The 20,363-nt window shown below is 60.1% G+C and carries 22 protein-coding genes; 8 read left to right on the top strand and 14 right to left on the bottom strand.

Translation table 11 applies throughout. The features are described 5' to 3' along the window. The first annotated feature begins 158 nt into the window (after positions 1–158). Positions 159–1,097: a tRNA 2-thiocytidine(32) synthetase TtcA gene (gene ttcA, locus AC2CGI_RS06270; RefSeq protein WP_049239791.1), complete on the top strand. Its 939-nt coding sequence runs from the start codon at positions 159–161 to the stop codon at positions 1,095–1,097. A gap of 146 nt (positions 1,098–1,243) precedes the next feature. After that, the gene (locus AC2CGI_RS06265; RefSeq protein WP_004930496.1) at positions 1,244–1,642 is read left to right on the top strand and encodes a VOC family protein; all 399 of its coding nucleotides are present in this window, start codon (positions 1,244–1,246) and stop codon (positions 1,640–1,642) included. Between the two features lie 217 nt (positions 1,643–1,859). On the opposite strand, the gene zntB is transcribed toward AC2CGI_RS06265, so the two are convergent. Further along, a complete protein-coding gene (zntB, locus tag AC2CGI_RS06260) occupies positions 1,860–2,843 on the bottom strand; it encodes a zinc transporter ZntB (protein WP_004930499.1) in 984 nt (327 codons plus the stop codon). A gap of 154 nt (positions 2,844–2,997) precedes the next feature. Here zntB and AC2CGI_RS06255 point away from each other — a divergent pair, with 154 nt between their 5' ends. The 3 genes from AC2CGI_RS06255 to AC2CGI_RS06245 all read left to right on the top strand — a co-directional run bounded on the left by AC2CGI_RS06255 (position 2,998) and on the right by AC2CGI_RS06245 (position 5,185). Continuing rightward, positions 2,998–3,699, top strand: coding sequence for a hypothetical protein (locus AC2CGI_RS06255; protein ID WP_076741190.1), 702 nt, complete (start codon positions 2,998–3,000; stop codon positions 3,697–3,699). Next, positions 3,651–4,742 carry a hypothetical protein gene (locus tag AC2CGI_RS06250; protein WP_080497853.1) on the top strand — a complete coding sequence of 364 codons (1,092 nt, stop codon included), beginning with the start codon at positions 3,651–3,653 and terminating at the stop codon, positions 4,740–4,742. The genes AC2CGI_RS06255 and AC2CGI_RS06250 overlap by 49 nt, the downstream gene beginning before the upstream one ends. Positions 4,743–4,936: 194 nt before the next feature. After that, complete coding sequence (locus tag AC2CGI_RS06245; protein WP_004930507.1) at positions 4,937–5,185, top strand: hypothetical protein; 249 nt, start codon at positions 4,937–4,939, stop codon at positions 5,183–5,185. Between the two features lie 160 nt (positions 5,186–5,345). On the opposite strand, the gene AC2CGI_RS06240 is transcribed toward AC2CGI_RS06245, so the two are convergent. Both AC2CGI_RS06240 and AC2CGI_RS06235 read right to left on the bottom strand, forming a co-directional pair. Beyond that, positions 5,346–6,965 (bottom strand): peptide ABC transporter substrate-binding protein, encoded by a 1,620-nt coding sequence (locus tag AC2CGI_RS06240; RefSeq protein WP_004930510.1) that lies wholly within the window; start codon positions 6,963–6,965, stop codon positions 5,346–5,348. A gap of 173 nt (positions 6,966–7,138) precedes the next feature. Then, entirely contained in the window at positions 7,139–7,489 is a 351-nt protein-coding gene (locus AC2CGI_RS06235) for a hypothetical protein (protein WP_015378006.1), read from the bottom strand. Positions 7,490–7,695: 206 nt separating this feature from the next. Between AC2CGI_RS06235 and mpaA the strand changes: the two genes are divergently transcribed. Continuing rightward, entirely contained in the window at positions 7,696–8,403 is a 708-nt protein-coding gene (gene mpaA / locus AC2CGI_RS06230; RefSeq protein ID WP_004930517.1) for a murein tripeptide amidase MpaA, read from the top strand. A gap of 3 nt (positions 8,404–8,406) precedes the next feature. Here mpaA and ycjG read toward each other — a convergent pair whose 3' ends face one another. Continuing rightward, positions 8,407–9,381, bottom strand: a complete 975-nt coding sequence (gene ycjG, locus AC2CGI_RS06225) for an L-Ala-D/L-Glu epimerase (protein WP_085336620.1) — start codon at positions 9,379–9,381, stop codon at positions 8,407–8,409. A 225-nt stretch (positions 9,382–9,606) separates the two neighbouring features. Between ycjG and tpx the strand changes: the two genes are divergently transcribed. Beyond that, positions 9,607–10,110 carry a thiol peroxidase gene (tpx, locus tag AC2CGI_RS06220; protein ID WP_076741187.1) on the top strand — a complete coding sequence of 168 codons (504 nt, stop codon included), beginning with the start codon at positions 9,607–9,609 and terminating at the stop codon, positions 10,108–10,110. A 57-nt stretch (positions 10,111–10,167) separates the two neighbouring features. On the opposite strand, the gene tyrR is transcribed toward tpx, so the two are convergent. The 7 genes from tyrR to pspA all read right to left on the bottom strand — a co-directional run bounded on the left by tyrR (position 10,168) and on the right by pspA (position 16,167). Continuing rightward, a complete protein-coding gene (tyrR, locus tag AC2CGI_RS06215; protein ID WP_049188990.1) occupies positions 10,168–11,739 on the bottom strand; it encodes a transcriptional regulator TyrR in 1,572 nt (523 codons plus the stop codon). A gap of 313 nt (positions 11,740–12,052) precedes the next feature. Then, positions 12,053–13,114: a YcjF family protein gene (locus AC2CGI_RS06210; protein ID WP_076741186.1), complete on the bottom strand. Its 1,062-nt coding sequence runs from the start codon at positions 13,112–13,114 to the stop codon at positions 12,053–12,055. Continuing rightward, positions 13,111–14,508: a YcjX family GTP-binding protein gene (locus AC2CGI_RS06205; RefSeq protein ID WP_049188991.1), complete on the bottom strand. Its 1,398-nt coding sequence runs from the start codon at positions 14,506–14,508 to the stop codon at positions 13,111–13,113. Before AC2CGI_RS06205 ends, AC2CGI_RS06210 begins: the two co-directional genes overlap by 4 nt. Further along, entirely contained in the window at positions 14,489–14,755 is a 267-nt protein-coding gene (gene pspD, locus AC2CGI_RS06200; RefSeq protein ID WP_031299672.1) for a phage shock protein PspD, read from the bottom strand. Before pspD ends, AC2CGI_RS06205 begins: the two co-directional genes overlap by 20 nt. A 96-nt stretch (positions 14,756–14,851) precedes the next feature. Further along, positions 14,852–15,211: an envelope stress response membrane protein PspC gene (gene pspC / locus AC2CGI_RS06195; RefSeq protein WP_004930552.1), complete on the bottom strand. Its 360-nt coding sequence runs from the start codon at positions 15,209–15,211 to the stop codon at positions 14,852–14,854. Continuing rightward, complete coding sequence (gene pspB / locus AC2CGI_RS06190) at positions 15,211–15,438, bottom strand: envelope stress response membrane protein PspB (protein ID WP_004930553.1); 228 nt, start codon at positions 15,436–15,438, stop codon at positions 15,211–15,213. Before pspB ends, pspC begins: the two co-directional genes overlap by 1 nt. Positions 15,439–15,501: 63 nt before the next feature. Next, positions 15,502–16,167, bottom strand: a complete 666-nt coding sequence (pspA, locus tag AC2CGI_RS06185) for a phage shock protein PspA (RefSeq protein ID WP_076741185.1) — start codon at positions 16,165–16,167, stop codon at positions 15,502–15,504. Between the two features lie 184 nt (positions 16,168–16,351). Here pspA and pspF point away from each other — a divergent pair, with 184 nt between their 5' ends. Next, complete coding sequence (gene pspF, locus AC2CGI_RS06180; protein WP_044031138.1) at positions 16,352–17,359, top strand: phage shock protein operon transcriptional activator; 1,008 nt, start codon at positions 16,352–16,354, stop codon at positions 17,357–17,359. Positions 17,360–17,551: 192 nt separating this feature from the next. Here the strand turns inward: pspF and zigA are convergent, their stop codons facing one another. Genes zigA through folE2 form a run of 3 tightly spaced genes read right to left on the bottom strand, consistent with a single transcriptional unit; the run spans position 17,552 to position 20,226 of the window. Further along, positions 17,552–18,739, bottom strand: coding sequence for a zinc metallochaperone GTPase ZigA (zigA, locus tag AC2CGI_RS06175; RefSeq protein WP_021503798.1), 1,188 nt, complete (start codon positions 18,737–18,739; stop codon positions 17,552–17,554). A gap of 10 nt (positions 18,740–18,749) precedes the next feature. Continuing rightward, the gene (locus AC2CGI_RS06170) at positions 18,750–19,310 is read right to left on the bottom strand and encodes an LbetaH domain-containing protein (protein WP_015378014.1); all 561 of its coding nucleotides are present in this window, start codon (positions 19,308–19,310) and stop codon (positions 18,750–18,752) included. After that, complete coding sequence (gene folE2 / locus AC2CGI_RS06165) at positions 19,300–20,226, bottom strand: GTP cyclohydrolase FolE2 (RefSeq protein WP_076741184.1); 927 nt, start codon at positions 20,224–20,226, stop codon at positions 19,300–19,302. The genes AC2CGI_RS06170 and folE2 overlap by 11 nt, the downstream gene beginning before the upstream one ends. Between the last annotated feature and the right edge of the window lie 137 nt (positions 20,227–20,363).

Raw genomic sequence — 20,363 nt, 5'->3', positions numbered from 1 at the left:
CTGGCATTCCGGCGCGCAATCCGTACCATACAGGCCTCGCGTCGGGTGCGTGGCGGCTGGATGATGAATAATGATCAAAATCGGCCGGTTGAATGGTAAACTCGCGGTCTATAACGCCATGCCCCTAGTGCCCCCCATTGAGAATGAGCACGATTTAAATGTCAGAAAAGCAATCCGTTAGCCAAAAAGAGCAGTACAACCTGAACAAATTGCAAAAGCGCCTGCGCCGCAACGTGGGCGAAGCGATCGCCGATTTCAATATGATTGAAGAAGGCGACCGCATCATGGTCTGTCTGTCCGGCGGCAAAGACAGCTACACCATGCTGGAGATCCTGCGCAATCTGCAGCAAAGCGCGCCAGTCAACTTCTCGCTGGTGGCGGTGAACCTCGATCAGAAACAGCCCGGCTTCCCGGAGCACATTCTGCCCGCCTATCTGGAAAGCCTGGGGGTGGAGTACAAGATCGTCGAAGAAAACACCTACAGCATCGTTAAAGACAAGATCCCGGAAGGGAAAACCACGTGTTCGCTGTGTTCGCGCCTGCGCCGCGGCATTCTGTACCGCACCGCCACCGAACTGGGCGCCACCAAGATCGCTCTGGGCCACCACCGCGACGACATTCTGCAGACGCTGTTCCTCAACATGTTCTACGGCGGCAAGATGAAAGGCATGCCGCCCAAGCTGATGAGCGACGACGGCAAACACGTGGTCATCCGCCCGCTGGCCTATTGCCGCGAGAAAGACATCGAGCGTTTCTCGATCGCCAAAGCGTTCCCGATCATTCCATGCAATCTGTGTGGCTCGCAGCCTAATCTGCAGCGCCAGGTGATCGGCGACATGCTGCGCGACTGGGACAAGCGTTACCCAGGCCGGTTGGAAACCATGTTCAGCGCCATGCAGAACGTGGTGCCTTCGCACCTGAGCGATATCAACCTGTTCGATTTCAAAGGCATTCACCACGGCAGCGCGGTGGTGGACGGCGGCGATTTGGCCTTCGATCGCGAAGACATCCCGATGCAGCCGGTCGGCTGGCAGCCGGAAGACGCGGACGACGCGGCGCCTGCGCCAGAGCGTTTGAACGTGCTGGAAATCAAATAAGCCCCCTCGCCGCTTGCCATCCTGCGAGCGGCGACATTTCTCTTTCCCGACGATCTCGATCCTGTTCACAGTTTGCGCAAAATTTGCTGGGCAGTGCCGTTTTCACCCTATACTGTTTATTTATACAGTCATATGGAGATCGCGCAATGAACATCACCCCCTGCCTGTCCCACGTCTCGCTGGGCTCCAACGATTTCGAGGCCGCCGCCGCCTTTTACGATCGTGCGCTGGCCGCTTTGGGTTGCCGACGCGTGCTGGAGCATCCCGGCGCCATTGGCTACGGCCGCGACTACCCGGAGTTTTGGCTGCAGGTGCCGATCGACGGCCGGCCGGCCTCGCCCGGCAATGGCACGCACGTCGGTTTTTTCGCTACCAGTAAGCAACAGGTGGATGAATTCCATCGCCAGGCGCTGCTGGCCGGCGCCGTCGATGAAGGCGCGCCCGGTTCGCGGCCGCATTACGGCGAGGCTTACTACGGCTGCTTTGTCCGTGATTTGGATGGGCACAAGATTGAAGCCAGCTTCTGGGATGAAAGCGCGGCCTGAAGAAGAAGGAAATCGAATAAAAAAATGCCGGTGATTAAACCGGCATTGTACGAATCAAATGTGCTATGCAGTAATTCAAAAATAAGAAAGTAAGACAATTATGGAGCGCAACGCCCATCGCTTGACGTTGCATTCACCTGCGAGAGAGATCATGCCCCATTTCCCCCGGCTAAATGTTGATATTGCTCAATGTTAACCGGGTTTTCGTCATTTTTGCCTACAGCCAGCGGCTGCGCTTCAGCCACCAAGCGACGCCAAGCACCAATCCGACCAGCATCAGGCAAAATGCCGCGAAACCGAAAGGATTACCGCCGCCCGGAATACCGCCAAGGTTGACCCCGAACAACCCGGTCAGAAAAGTGGTGGGCAGAAATACCATCGCCAACAATGACATGGTGTAAGTGCGGCGGTTCATCGCGTCGGCCATCACCGTGGTGATTTCGTCGGACAAGATGGCGGTGCGCGCGATGCTGCCGTCCAGATCGTCCAATCCCCGTCCCAGGCGATCGGCGATATCCTGCATGCGCCGACGATCGTCATCGCTCATCCACGGCAGGCGGTCGCTGGCCAGCCGCGCGAAGACGTCGCGCTGCGGCGCCATGTAACGGCGCAGCACGATAAGCTGTTTACGGATCAGCGCCAGCTGGCCACGCTCCGGCACCTGCTGTTCCAGCAAGGCGTCCTCCAGATCGATAATCTTGTCGTGCAGATCCTCAATGAATTCGCTGGTGTGATCGGTCAACGCATCGGAAATCTCCACCAGCCAGCTGCCGCTGTTGGTCGGCCCGGCGCCGCTTTGCAAATCATTCACCACCTGATCGATGGAATACACCTTGCGGTGCCGCGTGGAGATAATCAGTTTATCGGTGATGTACACGCGAATGGTGACCAACTGGTCCGGCCGTGAGTTGGCGTTAAAGTTGATGCTGCGCAGCGTGATCATGGTGCCTTCGCCCTGGCGGCTGACGCGCGGCCGTGAGCTTTCGCCGGAGAGCGCTTCGCGCACCGAGTCCGGCAGCAGCGGCGTGGTGCTCAGCCATTCGGCGCTGGCCGGGTGCGCGTAATCAAGATGCAGCCAGCAAGGCGCGTCGCAGGTGATCTTGTCATCCCGCTCGATCGGCGTGACGCCCCCCTTGCCATCCAGCTGGTAGGCGTAAACCGCATCGGCGACCTGCAGCTCGCTCCCCTCAATCACATCCATTCATTTATCCCCTCAGTCTTGCTTATGTTGCTGAGTCTAGCGTTAACGCTTTGGAGATCAAAGGCCAAGCTGTAACGCCAGTTTTCTCGTTGTCCCATAAACGTGATCTATACTTCTGCCGCAAGGAACGAACGGAGAACCGCAGGAGATCGCCATGCTAAAAACTTTTCTGGACATCGTCGTACCCACCGTAGGCGCCTTTGGCGCGATGTTTTTCGCCCTCGTCAAAACGCCCTTCCGCATTCGGCGGGAAAACCACGATAAGCTGCTAAACCTGCTCGAATCCGTCGAGAAGCCCCAAAGCGCCCCCATACGCCTGTTGCGCTTTCGCGACTATATCGGCAACAGCAGCGCCAGCCTCACTGCGCTGCAGCTGCTGTTGGCGTTACCGGACAGCGTAGCGGCGCTGGAACGCTATCGCTTCACCGGTGGCCGTCAGCAAATCTTGCGCGCCACGCCCGCTGGCTTCGTGTTGCGGCCAAGCGCCAATAACGCTTTCAAACGTTTCCTGCTTTCCTGCCGCTATTTTTTGCTGTATTTGGTGTTCGTTACGCTGCTGGTGCTGTTCCCCGCTTTGACTCAATGGGGGCTGCAGCAGTTTGGGGTATTGATTACGCCCCATTCACTCCGCTATCTGCCTAATGCACGCATCACCGACGGCTGGCAGCTGCTGTTCCCCGGCCTATTATTTATTATGATTATGTTCAGCCTGGCATTCCTGACCTTCAGGCAGTTGGCACGCGCGGGTAACCTCAGTTCGGAACGCGCCTTTTATCGCTACTATCAACGCGCGCGTGAGGAACAACGATGCCGGGAAGTCCTGAGACAAATGCGCACGGTGCTGCGCCGAACCTGACGAGGCTGCGCCGTCTGCGCGGCATCGCCATGGCCACCCTGCTGCTGTTCGGCCAATCGGTTCGCGCAGAGCCGGTGTTAGAACGTCTCGCCACGCCCTACCACGCGCCGACGGCGGCGGGTTCCCTGCCTTATTTTGTCGCTCGCGCTCGATCCCCCCAGCCGCGTACCGCGCTGGTGGTGATGCACGGGCATCCACGCGACGCCGCCAAGACGTTGCAAGCGGCGATCGATGCCGCGCAGGGAGCGGGAGACAACAGCTTGCTGGTCGCTCCGCTGTTCCAGGTGCCGGTGAAACTCGCCGCCCGCTGCCATTCCGCCGGTCTGCCCCAGCCGCAAGACGGTGACGCTCTCTGGCGCTGCGGCTCGTGGATCGCAGGCGGTTTGGATAATGGCGGGAAAACCGGCTCGTTCAACGCCATGGATAACCTGCTGGCCGATCTGAAACGGCGTTGGCCGTCGCTGCAGTCGATCACCGTGGCCGGTTTTTCCGCCGGCGCCCAATTCGTGCAGCATTATGTCGGCTTCGCCAACCCGCCAAGCGGAGTGCGTCTGCGCTATGTCGTCGCCGATCCGGGCAGCTGGCTCTATTTTGATCGCCTGCGCCCTCTGCCCACAAGCTGGGGAAACTGCGGCAGTGAAACAACCTGCCGCTTCCGCTGGCAAACGCCGGACGCCGGACAGTGTCCACAGGCCAACCGCTGGAAATACGGCCTGGAAACGTTTCCCGCTCACCTGCAGCGCACCGCCGACGCGGCCCGCCGGCGCTACGCCGCCGCCGATATCACCTATCTGGCCGCCGCCGATGATACCGGCACCGCGCCGGGCGCCTACTATCGGATACTCGACAAGTCCTGCGCCGCCCAGCTACAGGGTCCCTATCGGCTGCAGCGCGCCCTGGCCTATGCCGACTATGACCGACGTTATCTGGCGCCGGACAAACCGCATCGGTTAACGATCGTACCCGGCTGTGGGCACAACGTCGCCTGCGTCTTTCCGGCTCCGGCGGCCAGGCACGCGCTGTTTCCCATTAATGCAGACTAATAATAACGGCAATGAAATAAACCCTTGCCGATAAATCAGACAATATCACCGATAAAGCGCTGGTAATGCCGTTATTATTATGACTTAACATATTGCTATCAATTTTAATTCAAAATGATAATAATAAATCAACACAAAGCTGTTTCAGCGCAAATTTTAGGGGCATATACTTTTCTCACTACGAGGAGGTAGTTATGTTACGCGACCATTTAAAAATAAACGCCAGCGATACGCTGGAAAAAATCAGCAATATTCATTTGCAAAACCAGGGCCAGGAAGAGATCAGTGAGTTCGTGGTGAAAAACGCCGCCGGTCTGCAGATTGGCAAGGTCTCCGTCCACGATCGTTTCAGTACCCGTCGCTCTTATCCCACCAGCTACCGCATTACTCAGACCGATATGAGCGGCCGCGTAGTGGTGGACGCCATGCGGGACTGTCTGTAAGCGTAACCGCGCTCTGAAATAGACAATATTAATGTGATGATGGCAACCCCGTTTATTATTAAACGGGGTTTATCGCATGGAAAAATTAATTAGCCTCGTGGTTTCGCCGCCGAGAAAAAATACCGCCCCCGCATTGCGTGGGGGCGATAAATAAGCCCACTCAGTGTTTGATGATATACATCGTTTGGCTATAGGCCACGTCTTCCGGATTGGTGATCGGGTAGCCTTTTACCCACGGTTTGATCAGGCGGCCATTGGTGTATTGATATATCGGCGCGATCGGCGCCTGATCGGCAATGATCTGTTCCATCTTGTTGTAATCGGCGGTCACCGCCGCCGGGTTGGTTTCCCGCCCCGCCTGCGCCAGCAGCTTGTCGTAGTCCGCATTCTTGAACTTGGCGATATTGCCGCTGTGGGTGGAGGTCAGCAGCGACAGGAAGGTCGACGCCTCGTTATAGTCACCCACCCAGGAGGCGCGGATCACATCGAAATTGCCGGTATTGCGGCTGTCGATGTAAGTTTTCCACTCCTGATTCTGCAGCTTGACGTCAATCCCCAGCTTTTTCTTCCACATCGAGGCCACGGCGATGGCGATCTTCTGGTGGCTTTCAGAGGTGTTATACAGCAGCGTCAGCTTCAGCGGGTTGTTCGGGCCGTAACCGGCCGCCTGCAGCAACGCCTTGGCCTGCGCGTCCAGCTCCGCCTGCGATTGCTGTTGCAGCAAGCTCGCTTCCGGTTTGAACCCGGCGGTCACGTCCGGCGTAAAGTGGTAGGCCGGTTTTTCGCCGGTGCCCAACACTTTTTCCGCGATAATCTTGCGATCGATGGCGTAGGACAAGGCCTGACGCACCCGCACATCGTTGGTCGGCGCGCGCTGGGTGTTGAACGCGTAGTAATAGGTGCCGAGCTGATCCGGGGTGTACACCTGCCCCGGAATGTCTTTCAGCAGCTTCTGATACATGTTTTTCGGGAAGGATTCGGTGATGTCGATGTCACCCGCCAGGTAACGCTTGGTGGCGTTGGATTCCTGGTTGATCGGCACGAAGGTCACTTTGGTCAGCACGGTGCGCGCATGATCCCAGTAATGGTCGTTAGGCGTCAGCACCAGCTTCTCATTCACCACCCGCTCCTGCAGTTTGAACGCGCCGTTGCCCACCAGATTGCCGACCTTGGTCCAGTCGTTGCCGTATTTTTCCACCACCGCCTTATTCACCGGGAACAGGCTGAAATTGGCCGTCAGGCTGACGAAGTACGGCACCGGCTTATCCAGCTGCACCTTGAGCGTGTAGTCATCGGGCGCCGACACGCCCAAGCGATCGGCAGGCAGTTTGCCGCTGATGATCTGCTCGGCGTTCTGGATCCCCGCCAGCTGCGCGAACCAGGCGAACGGCGACAGATTTTTCGGTTCTACCAGCCGCTGCCAGCTGTAGACGAAGTCTTTTGCCGTGACAGGGTCACCGTTTGACCAACGCGCGTCTTTACGCAGATGGAAGATATAAGTCTGGTTGTCGCTGGTCTGCCAGCGGGTGGCGACGCCGGGGATCACTTTGCCGTTGGCGTCCTGATTGACCAGCCCTTCGAACAGATCGCGCGCCAGCTGCGCCTCCGGCAAGCCCACCGCTTTGATCGGATCGAGCGAGGCCGGTTCGTCTTTAATGTGGCGCACGATTTCCTGTTTGTCCGCCAGCGCGGTGCCCGGGGGAACCTGCGCCGCCATGGCGCTGCTCATACAGGCGCCGATCGCCGCCGCGCAGAGCGCCAAACGAAAACCCCGTTGCATTATTTTTCCCGTCATTATGATTTGTCCCCCGTTAACCATCTGAATTTTTTATCATATAGCACAAGATCCGTCCGGCCTAGCGCTCACGGGCGAGAAGTTGCAAAAAGTGCGATTCAGGCGATAAAAAACCCGTGCGGCGCAGGGCGGCACGGGTGGGATTGCGGCAGCGACCGTCAGTCGTACAGGTGGATGCTGTTGATGCGGTAGCTGAACTCTTCGCCCTCTTCTTCATCGAACACGGTGAAAAAGCCTTTCTCGGCCAGCGGACGGGCCGAGATATCGGTTTTTTGCAGCTGACGCGCATCCGCGTCGTCGTAGCCGTAGTCGAGATAGAAGGCATCTTTCTGGTAATCGATATGCAGGGTGAACGGATAGTTCGATTCGTCCCCGCGCCCGTCGTCGTTTTTCACCACGCCGAACCATTCCCCCTGGCGGATCTGGTTTTCAGCGTCTACGCCGCACAGCAGCGTAATGGTGTCATTTTCATTTTCGCTATAGCTGGCGATGATTCTGGCTACTGGCATGTTAAATCCTCTTGCGGGTGATTGGCTTAGCTCTGCCGTTAGTATAACAACAGCCTCAGGCCAGGTGCGGTTTAATTGGCGTTTTCGCCGCTACCGCATCACAGATCGCGCAAACGCCGCACAATTGCGATGGGAAAGATGTCTCAAAGCGTAATACACTGAATAAAATGACAATGACTCTCGGCCTTTAACTCAGGGACAACACCATGACCGAACATCGACCGCGCAGTGAACGTGGCCAGTTGGCCATCGCAGGAGAGAACTACGGCAGCTCGCTGCTGGGCGCGCCGCTGCTCTATTTCCCGGCGGCGGTCAGCGGCCCGCAGACCGGGCTGATCATCGCCGGCACCCACGGCGATGAGAGCGCCGCCATCGTAACCCTGTCCTGCGCGTTGCGCAGCATCGCCCCCGAACAGTTGCGCCACCACGTGGTGCTGGCGGTCAACCCCGACGGCTGCCAGCTGGGGCTGCGCGCCAATGCCAACGGCGTCGATCTGAACCGCAACTTCCCGGCCGCCAACTGGCGCTCCGGCGACACCGTCTATCGCTGGAACAGCGCGGCGCCGGTGCGCGACGTTAGGCTCTCCACCGGCGGGCGCCCCGGCTCCGAACCGGAAACCCAGGCGCTGTGTCATCTGATCCATCGCCTGAAGCCGCATTGGGTGGTGTCGTTCCATGAGCCGCTGGCCTGCATTGAAGATCCCGCCAGCTCGCGGCTCGGCGTTTGGCTGTCGCACAAGTTCGAGCTGCCGCTGGTGACCAGCGTCGGTTATGAAACGCCCGGCTCGTTCGGCAGCTGGTGCGCGGATCTGTCGCTGCCCTGCATCACCGCCGAATTCCCGCCGATCTCCGCCGATGCCGCCAGCGAGCGTTACATCGACGCGATGACCGAGCTATTGACCTACCCGGATTAATCCCTACGGGGCGAGCTCGACGATCGCCCCGCATTCGAACGCCAGGCCCGGTTCAGCGTCTCGCGCCAGCCAGGTCGGGCCGTCCAGATCGACGAAGCGCGCCGCCGGTGCCAGCGGCAAGGCGGCGGATATCGCCCGCGACGTGCACAACATGCAGCCGAGCATGATGGCGAACCCTTGTTCGCGCGCGGCCTGCGCCAGCGCCAACGCCTCGGTCAAGCCGCCGGTTTTGTCCAGTTTGATGTTAACCATCTGATAGCGTTGCGCCAGCCGCGGCAGATCGGCCCGGGTGTGGCAGCTCTCATCGGCGCAGATCGGCAGCGGATGGATAAAGTGCTCCAGCGCGGCGTCGTCACCGGCCGGCAGCGGCTGCTCCAGCATCGCCACGCCAAGATCGGCCAGCAGCTGGCAGCGCGCCGCCAGCCCTTCCGCCTGCCAGGATTCATTGGCGTCGACGATCAGCGTCGCCTGCGGCACCGCGGCGCGGATCGCCACCAGCCGCTCGCTGATATAGTGATCGTCGAGTTTGATCTTCAGCAGCGTGGCGCCCTGCCGCTCCAGCTCACGCGCGGCGAAGGCCATCGCTTCCGGCGTGCCGATGCTGACGGTCTGCGCCATGCTGATCTGCGCCGGCGCCGTCACGCCGCTGCGCTGCCACAGGCTTTGCCCGTGGAGACGACACTCCAGATCCCACAGCGCCGAGTCCAACGCGTTGCGGGCCGCGCCCGCCGGCATCTGCGTCAGCAGCTGCTCGCGGGTGATGCCCTGCGCGATCGCCGGCGCCATCTCAGCCAGCTGCGCCATCACCGATTCCTCGCTCTCGCCATAGCGCGGATACGGCGTGCATTCGCCGACGCCGCGCACGCCCTGCTGTTCGATTTCGACCACCACCACCCGGGCTTCGGTGCGGCTGCCGCGCGCGATCACGAAGGCGGTGTGCAGCGGCCAGGCTTCCGGGTAAAAACGCATGTCTCTCATAACGGCTCCTGAGCGAAAACTGCGCATCCAGGCAGGCTGATGCGCCGGTGATGTTTTATAGAACAGCCTAATATATACAACTATTTAGCAAACTTTGATATCCAATCCGCCCCGCTTGTCATAAACTGGCGCCAGGGTGTGAACCTGATGTTAATAGCCGTCGCCGGCGCGCCGTTCCATCAGGTTCATACCCTTTGTATAAACACCTGTAAAAGGAATCTAGCAATGACTCAGACAGTACATTTTCAAGGCAATCCGGTCAGCGTAGCGGGCAAACTGCCACAGCAGGGCGAACAGGCCAAGGCCTTCTCGCTGGTTGCCAAAGACCTGTCAGACGTAGCGCTGAGCAGCTTCGCGGGTAAACGCAAAGTCCTGAACATCTTCCCAAGCATCGATACCGGCGTCTGCGCGACGTCGGTGCGTAAATTCAACCAGTTGGCCAGCGGCCTGGATAACACCGTGGTACTGTGCATCTCCTCCGATCTGCCGTTCGCCCAGTCTCGTTTCTGCGGCGCGGAAGGCCTGAGCAACGTGATCACCCTGTCCACCCTGCGCGGCGCCGAGTTCAAGCAGGCGTACGGCGTTGAAATCGCCGAAGGTCCATTGGCGGGCCTGACCGCGCGTGCGGTCGTGGTGCTGGATGGCCAGGACAACGTGCTGTACAGCGAGCTGGTGAACGAAATCACCACCGAGCCGGATTACGACGCGGCGCTGGCAGCGCTGAAATAACAAAGCCGGCGTTCGCCGGCTTTGGAAACACGCAAAAGGCGCCGCAAGGCGCCTTTCTTATTCTTCGCCCTCGGCGCCGCCTTTACGGCTGCTCAGGCCATACTCGCGCAGCTTGTTGGCGATGGCGGTATGGGAAACGCCCAGGCGCTTCGCCAGCTTGCGGGTGCTGGGATAGGTGCGATACAGGCGCGTCAGCACCGAGCGCTCGAAACGCTTGCTGATGTCGTCCAGCGAGCCGTCCAGCACCTCGTCGCCCAACGACATCTCCACCTCGAACTCCGGCAACACGATATCCTGCGGCCGCAGTTCGTAGCCTTCGGTTTGCGTCAGCGCGCGGTAGATGGCGTTTTTCAGCTGGCGCACGTTGCCCGGCCAGCCGTATTTGCTGAGGAAGCCGCCCAGATCGTTCGCCAGCTTGGGCCGCGCCACGCCCTGCTCATCGGCGAAGCGCGCCACGAACAGCTCGGTCAGTGGCATGATGTCCTGCGGACGTTCGCGCAGCGGCGGGATGGTGATGGTCAGCACGTTGAGGCGATAATAGAGGTCTTCGCGGAATTCGCCGCGCTGCACCAGCTCGGTGAGGTTTTTCTGGGTGGCGCAGATCACGCGCACGTCGACGTGCACCTCATGCTCCTCGCCGACGCGGCGGAACGTGCCGTCGTTGAGGAAACGCAGCAGTTTGGTCTGCATGCGCGGCGACATTTCGCCGATCTCGTCCAGCAGCACCGAACCGCCGTTGGCCTGCTCGAAGAAGCCTTTTTTGCCTTCCAGCGCGTTGGGATAAGCGCCCGGCGCATGGCCGAACAGCTCGCTCTCCACCACGTCATCCGGCAGCGCGGCGCAGTTCAGCGCCAGGAACGGCTGCTTGCCGCGCGGGCTGCGCAGGTGACAGGCGCGGGCCAGAATATCCTTGCCGGTGCCGGTATCGCCCACGATCAGCAGCGGCGCATCGAGCATCGCCAGCTTGCGCGCCTGCTCCAGCACGTGACGCATCTTGGCGCTCACCGCGACGATGTGGTCGAATTCGGTATCGTCGTTCACCGACAGATTTTGCAGTTGGCGGCCCATGCGCGCGGTGGACTTCAACATCACCACCGCGCCGACCGCGGCCGGCTGTTGCTGTTCGTCCTCCAGATAGATAGGCGTAATGTCCATCAGGAAGTCCTGGCTGCGGATCACCACCCGTTCTGAGTGCGGCGCCGTATGCTCGCTCTCCAGCCAGCGGCTGAAGTTATAGCCGCCGATCAGCGCCCCGGCGGTCTGGTTGCGGATCTTGTCTTCGCTCAGGCTGAACAGCGCCTGCGCCGCCGGGTTGGCCAGCTCGACCTTGCCCTTCATATCGATAGAGAACACCGGCTCCGGCATCGACTCCAGCAGCGCACGCAGCGCGCGATGCTCGCGTTCGGAAGGCATAAAGCTGACGGTGCGCACGTCGGTTACGCCGGCGATGCGGCGGATCTCCGCCATCAACGCGCGGAAAGTATCGAAATCCAGCTGGGAGAAATTGAGGTAAATGCGGCCGATGGGATCGATCTCGATGCCACGTAAGTCAATGCTGCGCGATACCAAAAGATCGAGTAATTCTCGAGTGAGACCGAGGCGGTCTTCGCAAAATACTTCCAAACGCATCAGTGTTGGCCTTATCTCTGCAGGTGCGGGGATCGTTAGCGATGATGATACTCCCTCGCACCGGGCGGTAGAAGCGATCTGTCAGCAAAAGTTGACAGAACTCTGATTTATTGCCGTGGTTGCTGATTTTAAACGCAAGTGAATAACAGCATCGGCGTCATTTTAGCCTGCAAACAGAGAGTTATCACAATCATAATTAATTTTTCAGAGATTTATCACGCAATCACAGGGGGATCGACTGTCGTCAAGTCTCGATTACGTCCGGCGTCGGCACCGCTCAGAAAACGGCGCTCCTGAGAGCGCCGTCGTGGGGTTATTTGGCCTTGCCGTCGCCCTTTTTCAGCGTATCTTTCAACTGGCCGATCAGCTGGCTGCGGAAATCGCCAAGCTTCGGTTTTTCCCCTTCCAGCCACGGCAGCGGGCGGCACAGTTCCATCGCCTTGATGCCCAGCCGCGCGGTCAACAGCCCGGCGCCAATGCCCTGCGCCGCGCGCGCCGACAGCCGCGCCGCCAGATCCTGCGACATCCAGTCCATCCCCACTTCGCGCACCAGCTCGGAAGCGCCGGCGAAGGCGATATTGAGCAGTACCAGCCGGAACAAACGAATGCGGCTGAAGTAGCCCAGTTCGATGCCGTACAGCGCGGCGATGCGGTTAATCAAACGGATGTTGCGCCAGGCGATAAACGCCATATCCACCAGCGCCAACGGGCTGACGGCGATCATCAGCGTCGATTCGGCGGCGGAGCGGCTGATTTCGCGCCGCGCCTGATTGTCGAGCACCGGCTGCACCAGTTTGGCGTACAGCTCCACCACTTCACGATCGTTTTGCGTTTCATGCAGCGAGGCCTGCCAGCGCTGCAGCGCCGGATGCCCCTGATCCAGCCCGGCCTGGCGCGCCAGCTTCTCGCAGAATTCGCGCCCTTGCCCCAGCCCGTGGCTGTGCAACAGCTCGCGCGCCACGTCGCGCTCTTCCGCGCGCTGGCGCAGCCGATACAAACGCCGCCACTCGGTGACCACCGAACCGACGCCAGCGAACACGATCAGGCCGCCGGCCACGCCGCCGCCCATGGCGATCCAGTCCTGCTGCACCCAGGCGGTATGCACCCACTGCACGCCCTGCGCCACCACGCTGACGCCGAACAGCGCCAGCCCGGCGGTCACCATTTTGCGCCACAGGCTGCGTTTCGGCTTCAGCGCGGCGTTAATGATGCCTTCGGCGCGCCCTTCCTCCTCTTCCTGCTGCAGCTCCGGCGCCGCCGGAAAGAAGCTCTCCGCCTGATCGGCGTCGAAAGCGACGCCGGCGCGCAACGCCGGTTCCTGCGGCGGCTGCAGCGGCTCGTCAAAATCGATACGCGGTTTGATCGGCTCGCTCATCGCAATTTGTCTCCCAGTAAAAATTCCATCACCGCATCCAGACGGATATGCGGCAACGGGCTGTCCACGCTCATGGCGCGCGGGCGAAATTCATCGAAGTGGAACCCCTGGCTCTGCCAGAACGCCGGCCCCGGCAGGCGGGCGGGCACTTCGCCAGGGAACACCGTCAGCGGCGCGCCGTCGCTGAGGCGGTTGCCCTTCAGCGCCGGGATACGCTGCCCCTGATGATCGACGATGCCGCTCTCGGTCGCCTGCACCGAGGCCAGGCCGACGCAATCCATGCTGATGCCTTCGAACGCCGCATTCTGCCACGCCTCTTGCACCAGCTGTTGCAGCAATGACACCAGATTGGCGTGCTGATCGGCGGTGATATGGTCCGCTTTGGTGGCGGCGAACATCAGTTTGTCGATGGTCGGCGAGAACAAGCGGCGAAACAGCGTGCGCTTGCCGTAATGGAAGCTCTGCATCAGCTGGGTCAGCGCCAGACGCATGTCGTTGAACGCCTGCGGGCCGCTGTTGAGCGGCTGCAGGCAGTCGACCAGCACGATTTGCCGATCGAAACGGACGAAATGCTCTTTGTAGAAGTTCTTGACGATCGACTGGCAGTAGTAATTGAAGCGAGCGCGCAACATGCCGATGTTGGTGTGTTTGTCGGCCTGCGCCAGCTTCGACTCGCCGATCGCGGCCACGTCAGGCCACGGGAAAAACTGCAGCGCCGGCGCGCCGGCCATGTCGCCCGGCAGCACGAAACGCCCCGGTTGAATGAAGTGCAGCCCTTCGCTCTTGCAACGCAACAGATAATCGGTGTAGGCCTGGGCGATCGCCGCCAGGCGGTTTTCGTCGGCCGGCGCCAGCGGATCGCAGGTTTTGCACAGCTCAAGCCAGGGCTTGGCCCATTCGGCGCGTTCGCCCTGCAGCAGCCCGGTCATCTGGCGCGACCAGGCCAGGTAATCCTGTTCGAGCATCGGCAGATCCAGCAACCATTCGCCGGGATAGTCGACGATCTCCAGGTACAGCGTGGAGGTGTCTTTAAAGTGGCGCAGCAGCGAGTCGTTGGAGCGGTAGCGCAACGCCAGACGAATTTCGCTGACGCCGCGCGTCGGCGTCGGCCAGGCCGGCGGCGTGCCGTACAGCTGCGCCAGCCCTTCGTCATAGGTGAAACGCTGGATGCCGAGATCGCGCTGCGGGATGCGTTTAACGCCCAACAGGCGTTCTTCGCGCACCGGTGAAAACAACGGCATGCGCGCGCCGCTGTGCACATGCAGCAGTTGGTTAACGAAAGCGGTGATAAAGGCGGTTTTGCCGCTGCGGCTCAGGCCGGTCACCGCCAGGCGCAGATGGCGATCCATTCCGCGGTTGACCAGCGAGGTTAACTCATTTTGCAGTCGTTTCATTGCTCTCCTTGACGTAACGCCCGAATGCCTTGTTCAGGCCTTTACGGAACAGCGGTTCCAGCACCAGCGCCAGCACGAAGCGCACCGGTTTGCGGCCGACGGTTTTCAACAGCCAGCCGGCAGCGCCCGCCGGGCCATAGTTCAATAACGCTATGATGATGACTTTAGCCAATGTCTTCAACATTGCCGCCGCTCCTCGTTTAAATCCACCCGTTCTGGCGGTGTTTGCGACATCGATTTTATTCATGACAATGCCCTCCGGCACTAGATGATTAAGGTTACATTCACGGGATAGCGGCGGCGAAGATACCCGGCCTGTGCAGGCCGGGTATCGCAAGAAGGGTTACAGCTTGCGGAAACGGCTCTGTACGCCGAAGGTATCGGACGTCACGTAGCGCTCGACCTGACGCAGCTGCTGCTCGCCGCTGCCCAGCTCATACTCCAGCTGATCGAGCAGCTGGCGCGGCGTCTTCTGATGTTCGCCTTCGAAACGGCTGGCCGGCGCTTCGTCCAACACGAACACCAGCGCGATATAGGCCACCAGCGTGAAGAAGAACAGCCCGAAGAACAGCGACAGCACCACCATCACGCGGATCAGGCGCACCGGCACGTCGAAATAGTGGGCCAAACCGGCGCAGACGCCTTTCACCATGCCTTCTTCGGGAACGCGATAAAGCTTTTTACTGCCCAGCGTTGTGCTCATCAGGACTGTCTCCAGTTCGGGTGTTCCGCATCAAGGATCTCTTCCAGCGCCTGAATGCGTTCACGCATGCGTTTGGCGTCTTCCGCCAGCTGCGCCAGGCGCTGCATTTCTTGCTGACTCAGCTGGATGCCGGTCTGTTGCCGATTGCTGTAATGCAGCCAAAGCCAAATCGGCGCGACAAACAGCACGAAAATTGTCAGCGGAATGGCAAGTAATAAAGCACTCATTGTTATTCCTTCTTATCGGGTCCTGGATTGGCGGCCACCTCCGGTGTGTGGCCGCGGTTCGCCTTACTCTGAGCGGTTCATCTTGGCTTTCAGCGCCGCCAGCTGCTCACTGATGGCGTCGTCGGCTTTCAGCTCGGCAAACTCCTGGTCCAGCGACTTCTTTTTACCGATGCTGATGCTTTCCGCTTCGGCTTCCATGTGGTCGATGCGGCGTTCGAACTGTTCGAAACGCGCCATCGCCTCGTCCAGCTTGCCGCTGTCGAGCTGGCGACGTACTTCACGGGAAGAAGACGCGGCCTGATGACGCAGCGCCAGCGCCTGCTGCCGCGCGCGGGTTTCGGTCAGCTTGTTTTCCAGCTCGCCGATTTCGCTCTTCATGCGCGCCAGCGTTTCTTCTACGGTCGCCACTTCCTGCATCAGCGTGGCGATCAGGTCGGCAACCTTTTGTTTTTCGATCAGCGCCGCGCGGGCCAAGTCTTCTTTATCTTTGCGCAGCGCCAGTTCGGCTTTTTCCTGCCAGTCGCTTACCTGGCTTTCGCCCTGCTCGATGCGACGCAGCAACTGCTTTTTCTCCGCCAGCGCGCGCGCCGACGTAGAACGGACTTCAACCAGCGTGTCTTCCATCTCTTGGATCATCAACCGCACCAGCTTCTGCGGATCTTCCGCCTTGTCCAGCAGGGTGTTGATGTTGGCGTTCACGATGTCGGCAAAACGAGAAAAAATACCCATAATTCACTTCCTCTTGGTTCTGATGGCGTCTGAAGCGCCGCGTTAAGTCGTACAGCTTGCCCAAAGAGATAATCAAAACCCGTGCCAACTTTTATGCCATTGAAAAACAACAACTCTTTATTTTTGACTCTCTGCGCGCTTGCTGTAGAGTGATTATTTTCACCAAACATTGGCGAATTTCATCATGAACGAACAGCCAGAAAATTTGTTGGGCGAAGCAAACGCCTTTGTCGAAGTATTGGAGCAAGTCTCCCAGGTGGCAAAGCTGAACAAACCGGTGCTGGTGATCGGCGAACGCGGCACCGGCAAAGAGCTGATCGCCCATCGTCTGCACTACCTCTCCAACCGTTGGCAAGGGCCGTTCATCTCGCTCAACTGTGCGGCGCTGAATGAAAACCTGCTGGACTCCGAGCTGTTCGGCCACGAGGCCGGCGCCTTTACCGGCGCGCAGAAACGTCATCTGGGCCGCTTCGAGCGTGCCGACGGCGGCACGCTGTTCCTCGATGAGCTGGCGACCGCGCCGATGCTGGTGCAGGAGAAATTGCTGCGGGTGATCGAATACGGTCAGCTGGAACGCGTGGGCGGCAGCCAGCCGCTGCGGGTGGATGTGCGGTTGGTGTGCGCCACCAACGACGATCTGCCGGCGCTGGCGGCGGCGGGCAAGTTTCGCGCCGATCTGCTGGATCGGCTGGCGTTCGACGTGGTGCAGCTGCCGCCGCTGCGCCAACGCCGGCCCGATATCATGTTGCTGGCCGAGCACTTCGCCATTCAAATGTGCCGCGAGCTGGGGCTGCCGCTGTTTCCCGGCTTTACCGAACGCGCCAGGCAGACGTTGCTCGAGTATGGCTGGCCAGGCAACGTGCGTGAACTGAAAAACGTGGTGGAACGTTCGGTCTATCGTCACGGCGACAGCGACAACCCGCTGGATGAGATCGTCATCAACCCGTTTGCACCACGCGAGGCCACGCCGCTTGCGCCCGCCCCTGAAGGCGTCGGCGTGTTGCCGTCGCTGCCGCTCGAGCTGAAAAACTGGCAGTTGGAGCAAGAGAAGGCGCTGATCGAGGCGGCGCTGCAGCAAGGGCGATTCAACCAGCGCAAGGCGGCGCAGTTGCTGGGGCTCACCTACCATCAGCTACGCGGTATGCTGAAAAAGCATGCGCTGCTGCAAAACGGCGAAACGGACGAGGAATAGCGGGCAAAAAAAAGCCAGCACCCGAGCTGGCTTAAAAAACACTGGAAGCAATGTGAGCAATGTCGTGCCTTCCACATCAGAGCCGCAAACTGTGGCCTTCCGTGAACTGCCAGGCGATGATAATAGTTATCAGTATCGTCTGTAAAGCACTTTGTTGAGAATTTTTCTCATTACCACACGAAGATTGCGCAATTACCACTCAGGGAACGGGTCCGCCATGTCCAGCCAATAGTCCACGCCGGCGGCCATTTCGTCGTCGTTCAGCAGGCAGTCGTCCAGCAGACGCACGATCGCCGCCTGTTGCAAGTGCTGGCCGATAAATACCAGCTCCTGGCGCATGTCGCCGAACGGCTCCACCCATTTCTCCTGAATATGCGCCCGCGTTTGCGGATCCTGCGGCCAATTATCTTGCGGGATCGCGCGCCAAAAGGTGCCCGCCAGGCCGTAATGGGCGATGCCGCCAGCCTGGCTCCACTGCCCGGCCTGCCGCGGCCGCGTCGCCAGCCAGAAGAAGCCTTTCGAGCGCAGCAGCTTGCCGCCGCCCCAATCGCCGTTGATCACGCGGTAGAACTTGTCCGGCGCAAACGGCCGCCGCGCCTGATAGACAAAGCTGCTGATGCCGTAGCTTTCCGTTTCCGGCACGTGTTCGCCGCGCAGCTCTTTCAGCCAGCCGGGCGCCTGCTGCGCCTTTTCAAAGCTGAAGCTGCCGGTATTCAGCACCGCCTCCAGCGGCAGTTTGCCCGGCGCGATCGGCACAATGCGGGCGTCGGGATTCAGGCTGGCCAGCAGCGCCATCACTTCGCCCTGCTGCGTTGGCGTCAACAGATCGGTCTTGCTGACCAGGATCACGTCGCAAAATTCAATTTGCTCAATCAACAGGTCCGCCACGCTGCGCAGATCGTCCTCACCCAGACTTTGGCCGGCCTCCTGCAGGCTTTGCGCCTGCTGGTATTGCTGAATGAAATTCACCCCGTCGACCACCGTCACCAGCGTATCCAGCCGGGCGAATTGGGACAGGCTTTCGCCCGTTTCATCCTCAAAGGTAAAGGTTTCCGCCACCGGCAGCGGCTCCGAGATGCCACTCGATTCGATCAACAGGTAATCGAAACGCCCGTCCTGCGCCAGTTCGCGCACCGATACCAGCAGGTCTTCGCGCAGCGTGCAGCAGATGCACCCGTTGCTCATCTCCACCAGCTTCTCTTCCTGGCGATCGAGATGCACTTCATTCTCCACCAGCGCGGCGTCAATGTTCACTTCGCTCATGTCGTTGACAATCACCGCCACGCGCATGCCCTGCCGGTTGTTCAGGATATGGTTCAGCACCGTGGTCTTGCCGGCGCCGAGAAAGCCGGAAAGCACGGTCACGGGAAGTTGTTTCATGGGGACCTCATTAAAATTCATTGCGTAATGCCTGGTAACCGCGCACCAGTTCGACGTTGGTGGCGGCCACTTCTTCCGAAAACTGCAGCGCGCCGCGATCGACCTGGCGATAGCGCGACAGATCGCTGTCGGCGCCCACGCGTTCGGTCGAGGGGATATAGCGGTTTTCCGGCAGCGTCACGCCGTCCACCACCGCGTTGTAGCGCACCACGCAGCCGGACTGAACGTGGCAGTTGAACAGCACGCTGTTGAACCCGATAAACACCCGATCGCCGATGCGACACGGGCCATGGACGATGGCGCGGTGGGCGATCGAGCTGTAACGGCCGATGGTGACCGCCGCCCCGCTCTTGGAGTGGATCACCACGCCGTCCTGAATATTGGAGTGCGAGCCGATGACGATCGGCTCCATGTCGCCGGCGGCGTTCAACTCGTCGGCGCGGATCACCGCATACGGGCCGACGTAAACGAAATCTTCAACGATCACCCGGCCGCAAATAATGGCGGTGGGATCGATGTAGGCCAGCGGCGAGACCTGCGGCAGATGGCCGCTGGGATTTTTACGCAGCATGGTGTTCTCCCCGCCAGCTCAGCTCCGCCACCGCATTGTGGGCATGCAGGCTCTCCTGATGTTCGACGCGCAGCGAGAAGGCGCGGTAGTCGCACTGGCTGCGCAGCATGCGATACAGGCGCCGCGCCGCATCCTCGCAGAACATCAGGTTCTGACCGTTAGCCAGCGCGAAGGCCTGCTCGTCGCGGCGTTTCACCAGCGTTTGCACCGGCGTGCCCAGCGCATGTTCGATGCGGTCAATCAGTTTCACCGGCTCAAACGCCCGTTCATTCTCGGGCGTTACGGTGATCCAGGCCCAGCTGCGCTGGCTGTGGGGCGTGGCCGGCATGCCCTGCTCCAACAGCCAATCGCTCACCTGCCGCTGGCTGACCCGCTCCGCCTCCTGTTCAAAATCAAACTGGAACTGTTGCTGCGCCAGCTGGCGGCTGAGCGCCGCCGAACTCGGGCAGGTGGAGGAATAAGGCACGCCGACGGTCAGCACCAGCGTCAGCGTGTCCGTCAGGGTGGCCTCGATGCGCAGCGGATAGGCTTTCCAGCCGCGCTGCGGCGACAGCAGCGCCGGGCGTGACAGCAACAGCTCGCCACTGATCGACAAGCTGGCGCGATCGCTGTGTTCCGGCTGCGAAGCCAAAAAGGCCTGCAGCGTTCGGCCGATGCGCTGCGGCGTCAGCTCGCCCTGCGTCAACTCGTCCAGCGCCAGATACAACCGCGACATGTGAATGCCGCGCTCGCCCGCCGCTTCGGCGCGCAGGTTGATACCGGCGTCGACCTTCGCCATCAATGGCTTGCCGGCCAGCTCCAGCGGCAGCGCGATCCCTTGCATCCCGACCCAATCGAGCCCGACATCACTCATTTCGCCGCGCCATGCCTGAGCGTCCGGCAGCGAACGGCGTGGTGGAAGTGCAACTTCGTTCATACATCCCCTTGCGTTATGGTGACTTTGCCGGGGAACGGTAACATGATTTTGTTATATTATAACATAACATGAAAAACTTTTTTCTTGCCGCTGAACGGGCTGATTAATCAAGTCGCAGAAAACTCAGCGATTTTGCT

This window comes from Serratia sp. LSHTC3 (genome assembly GCF_057197125.1).
This window is presented reverse-complemented; position numbering and strand designations above follow the sequence as displayed.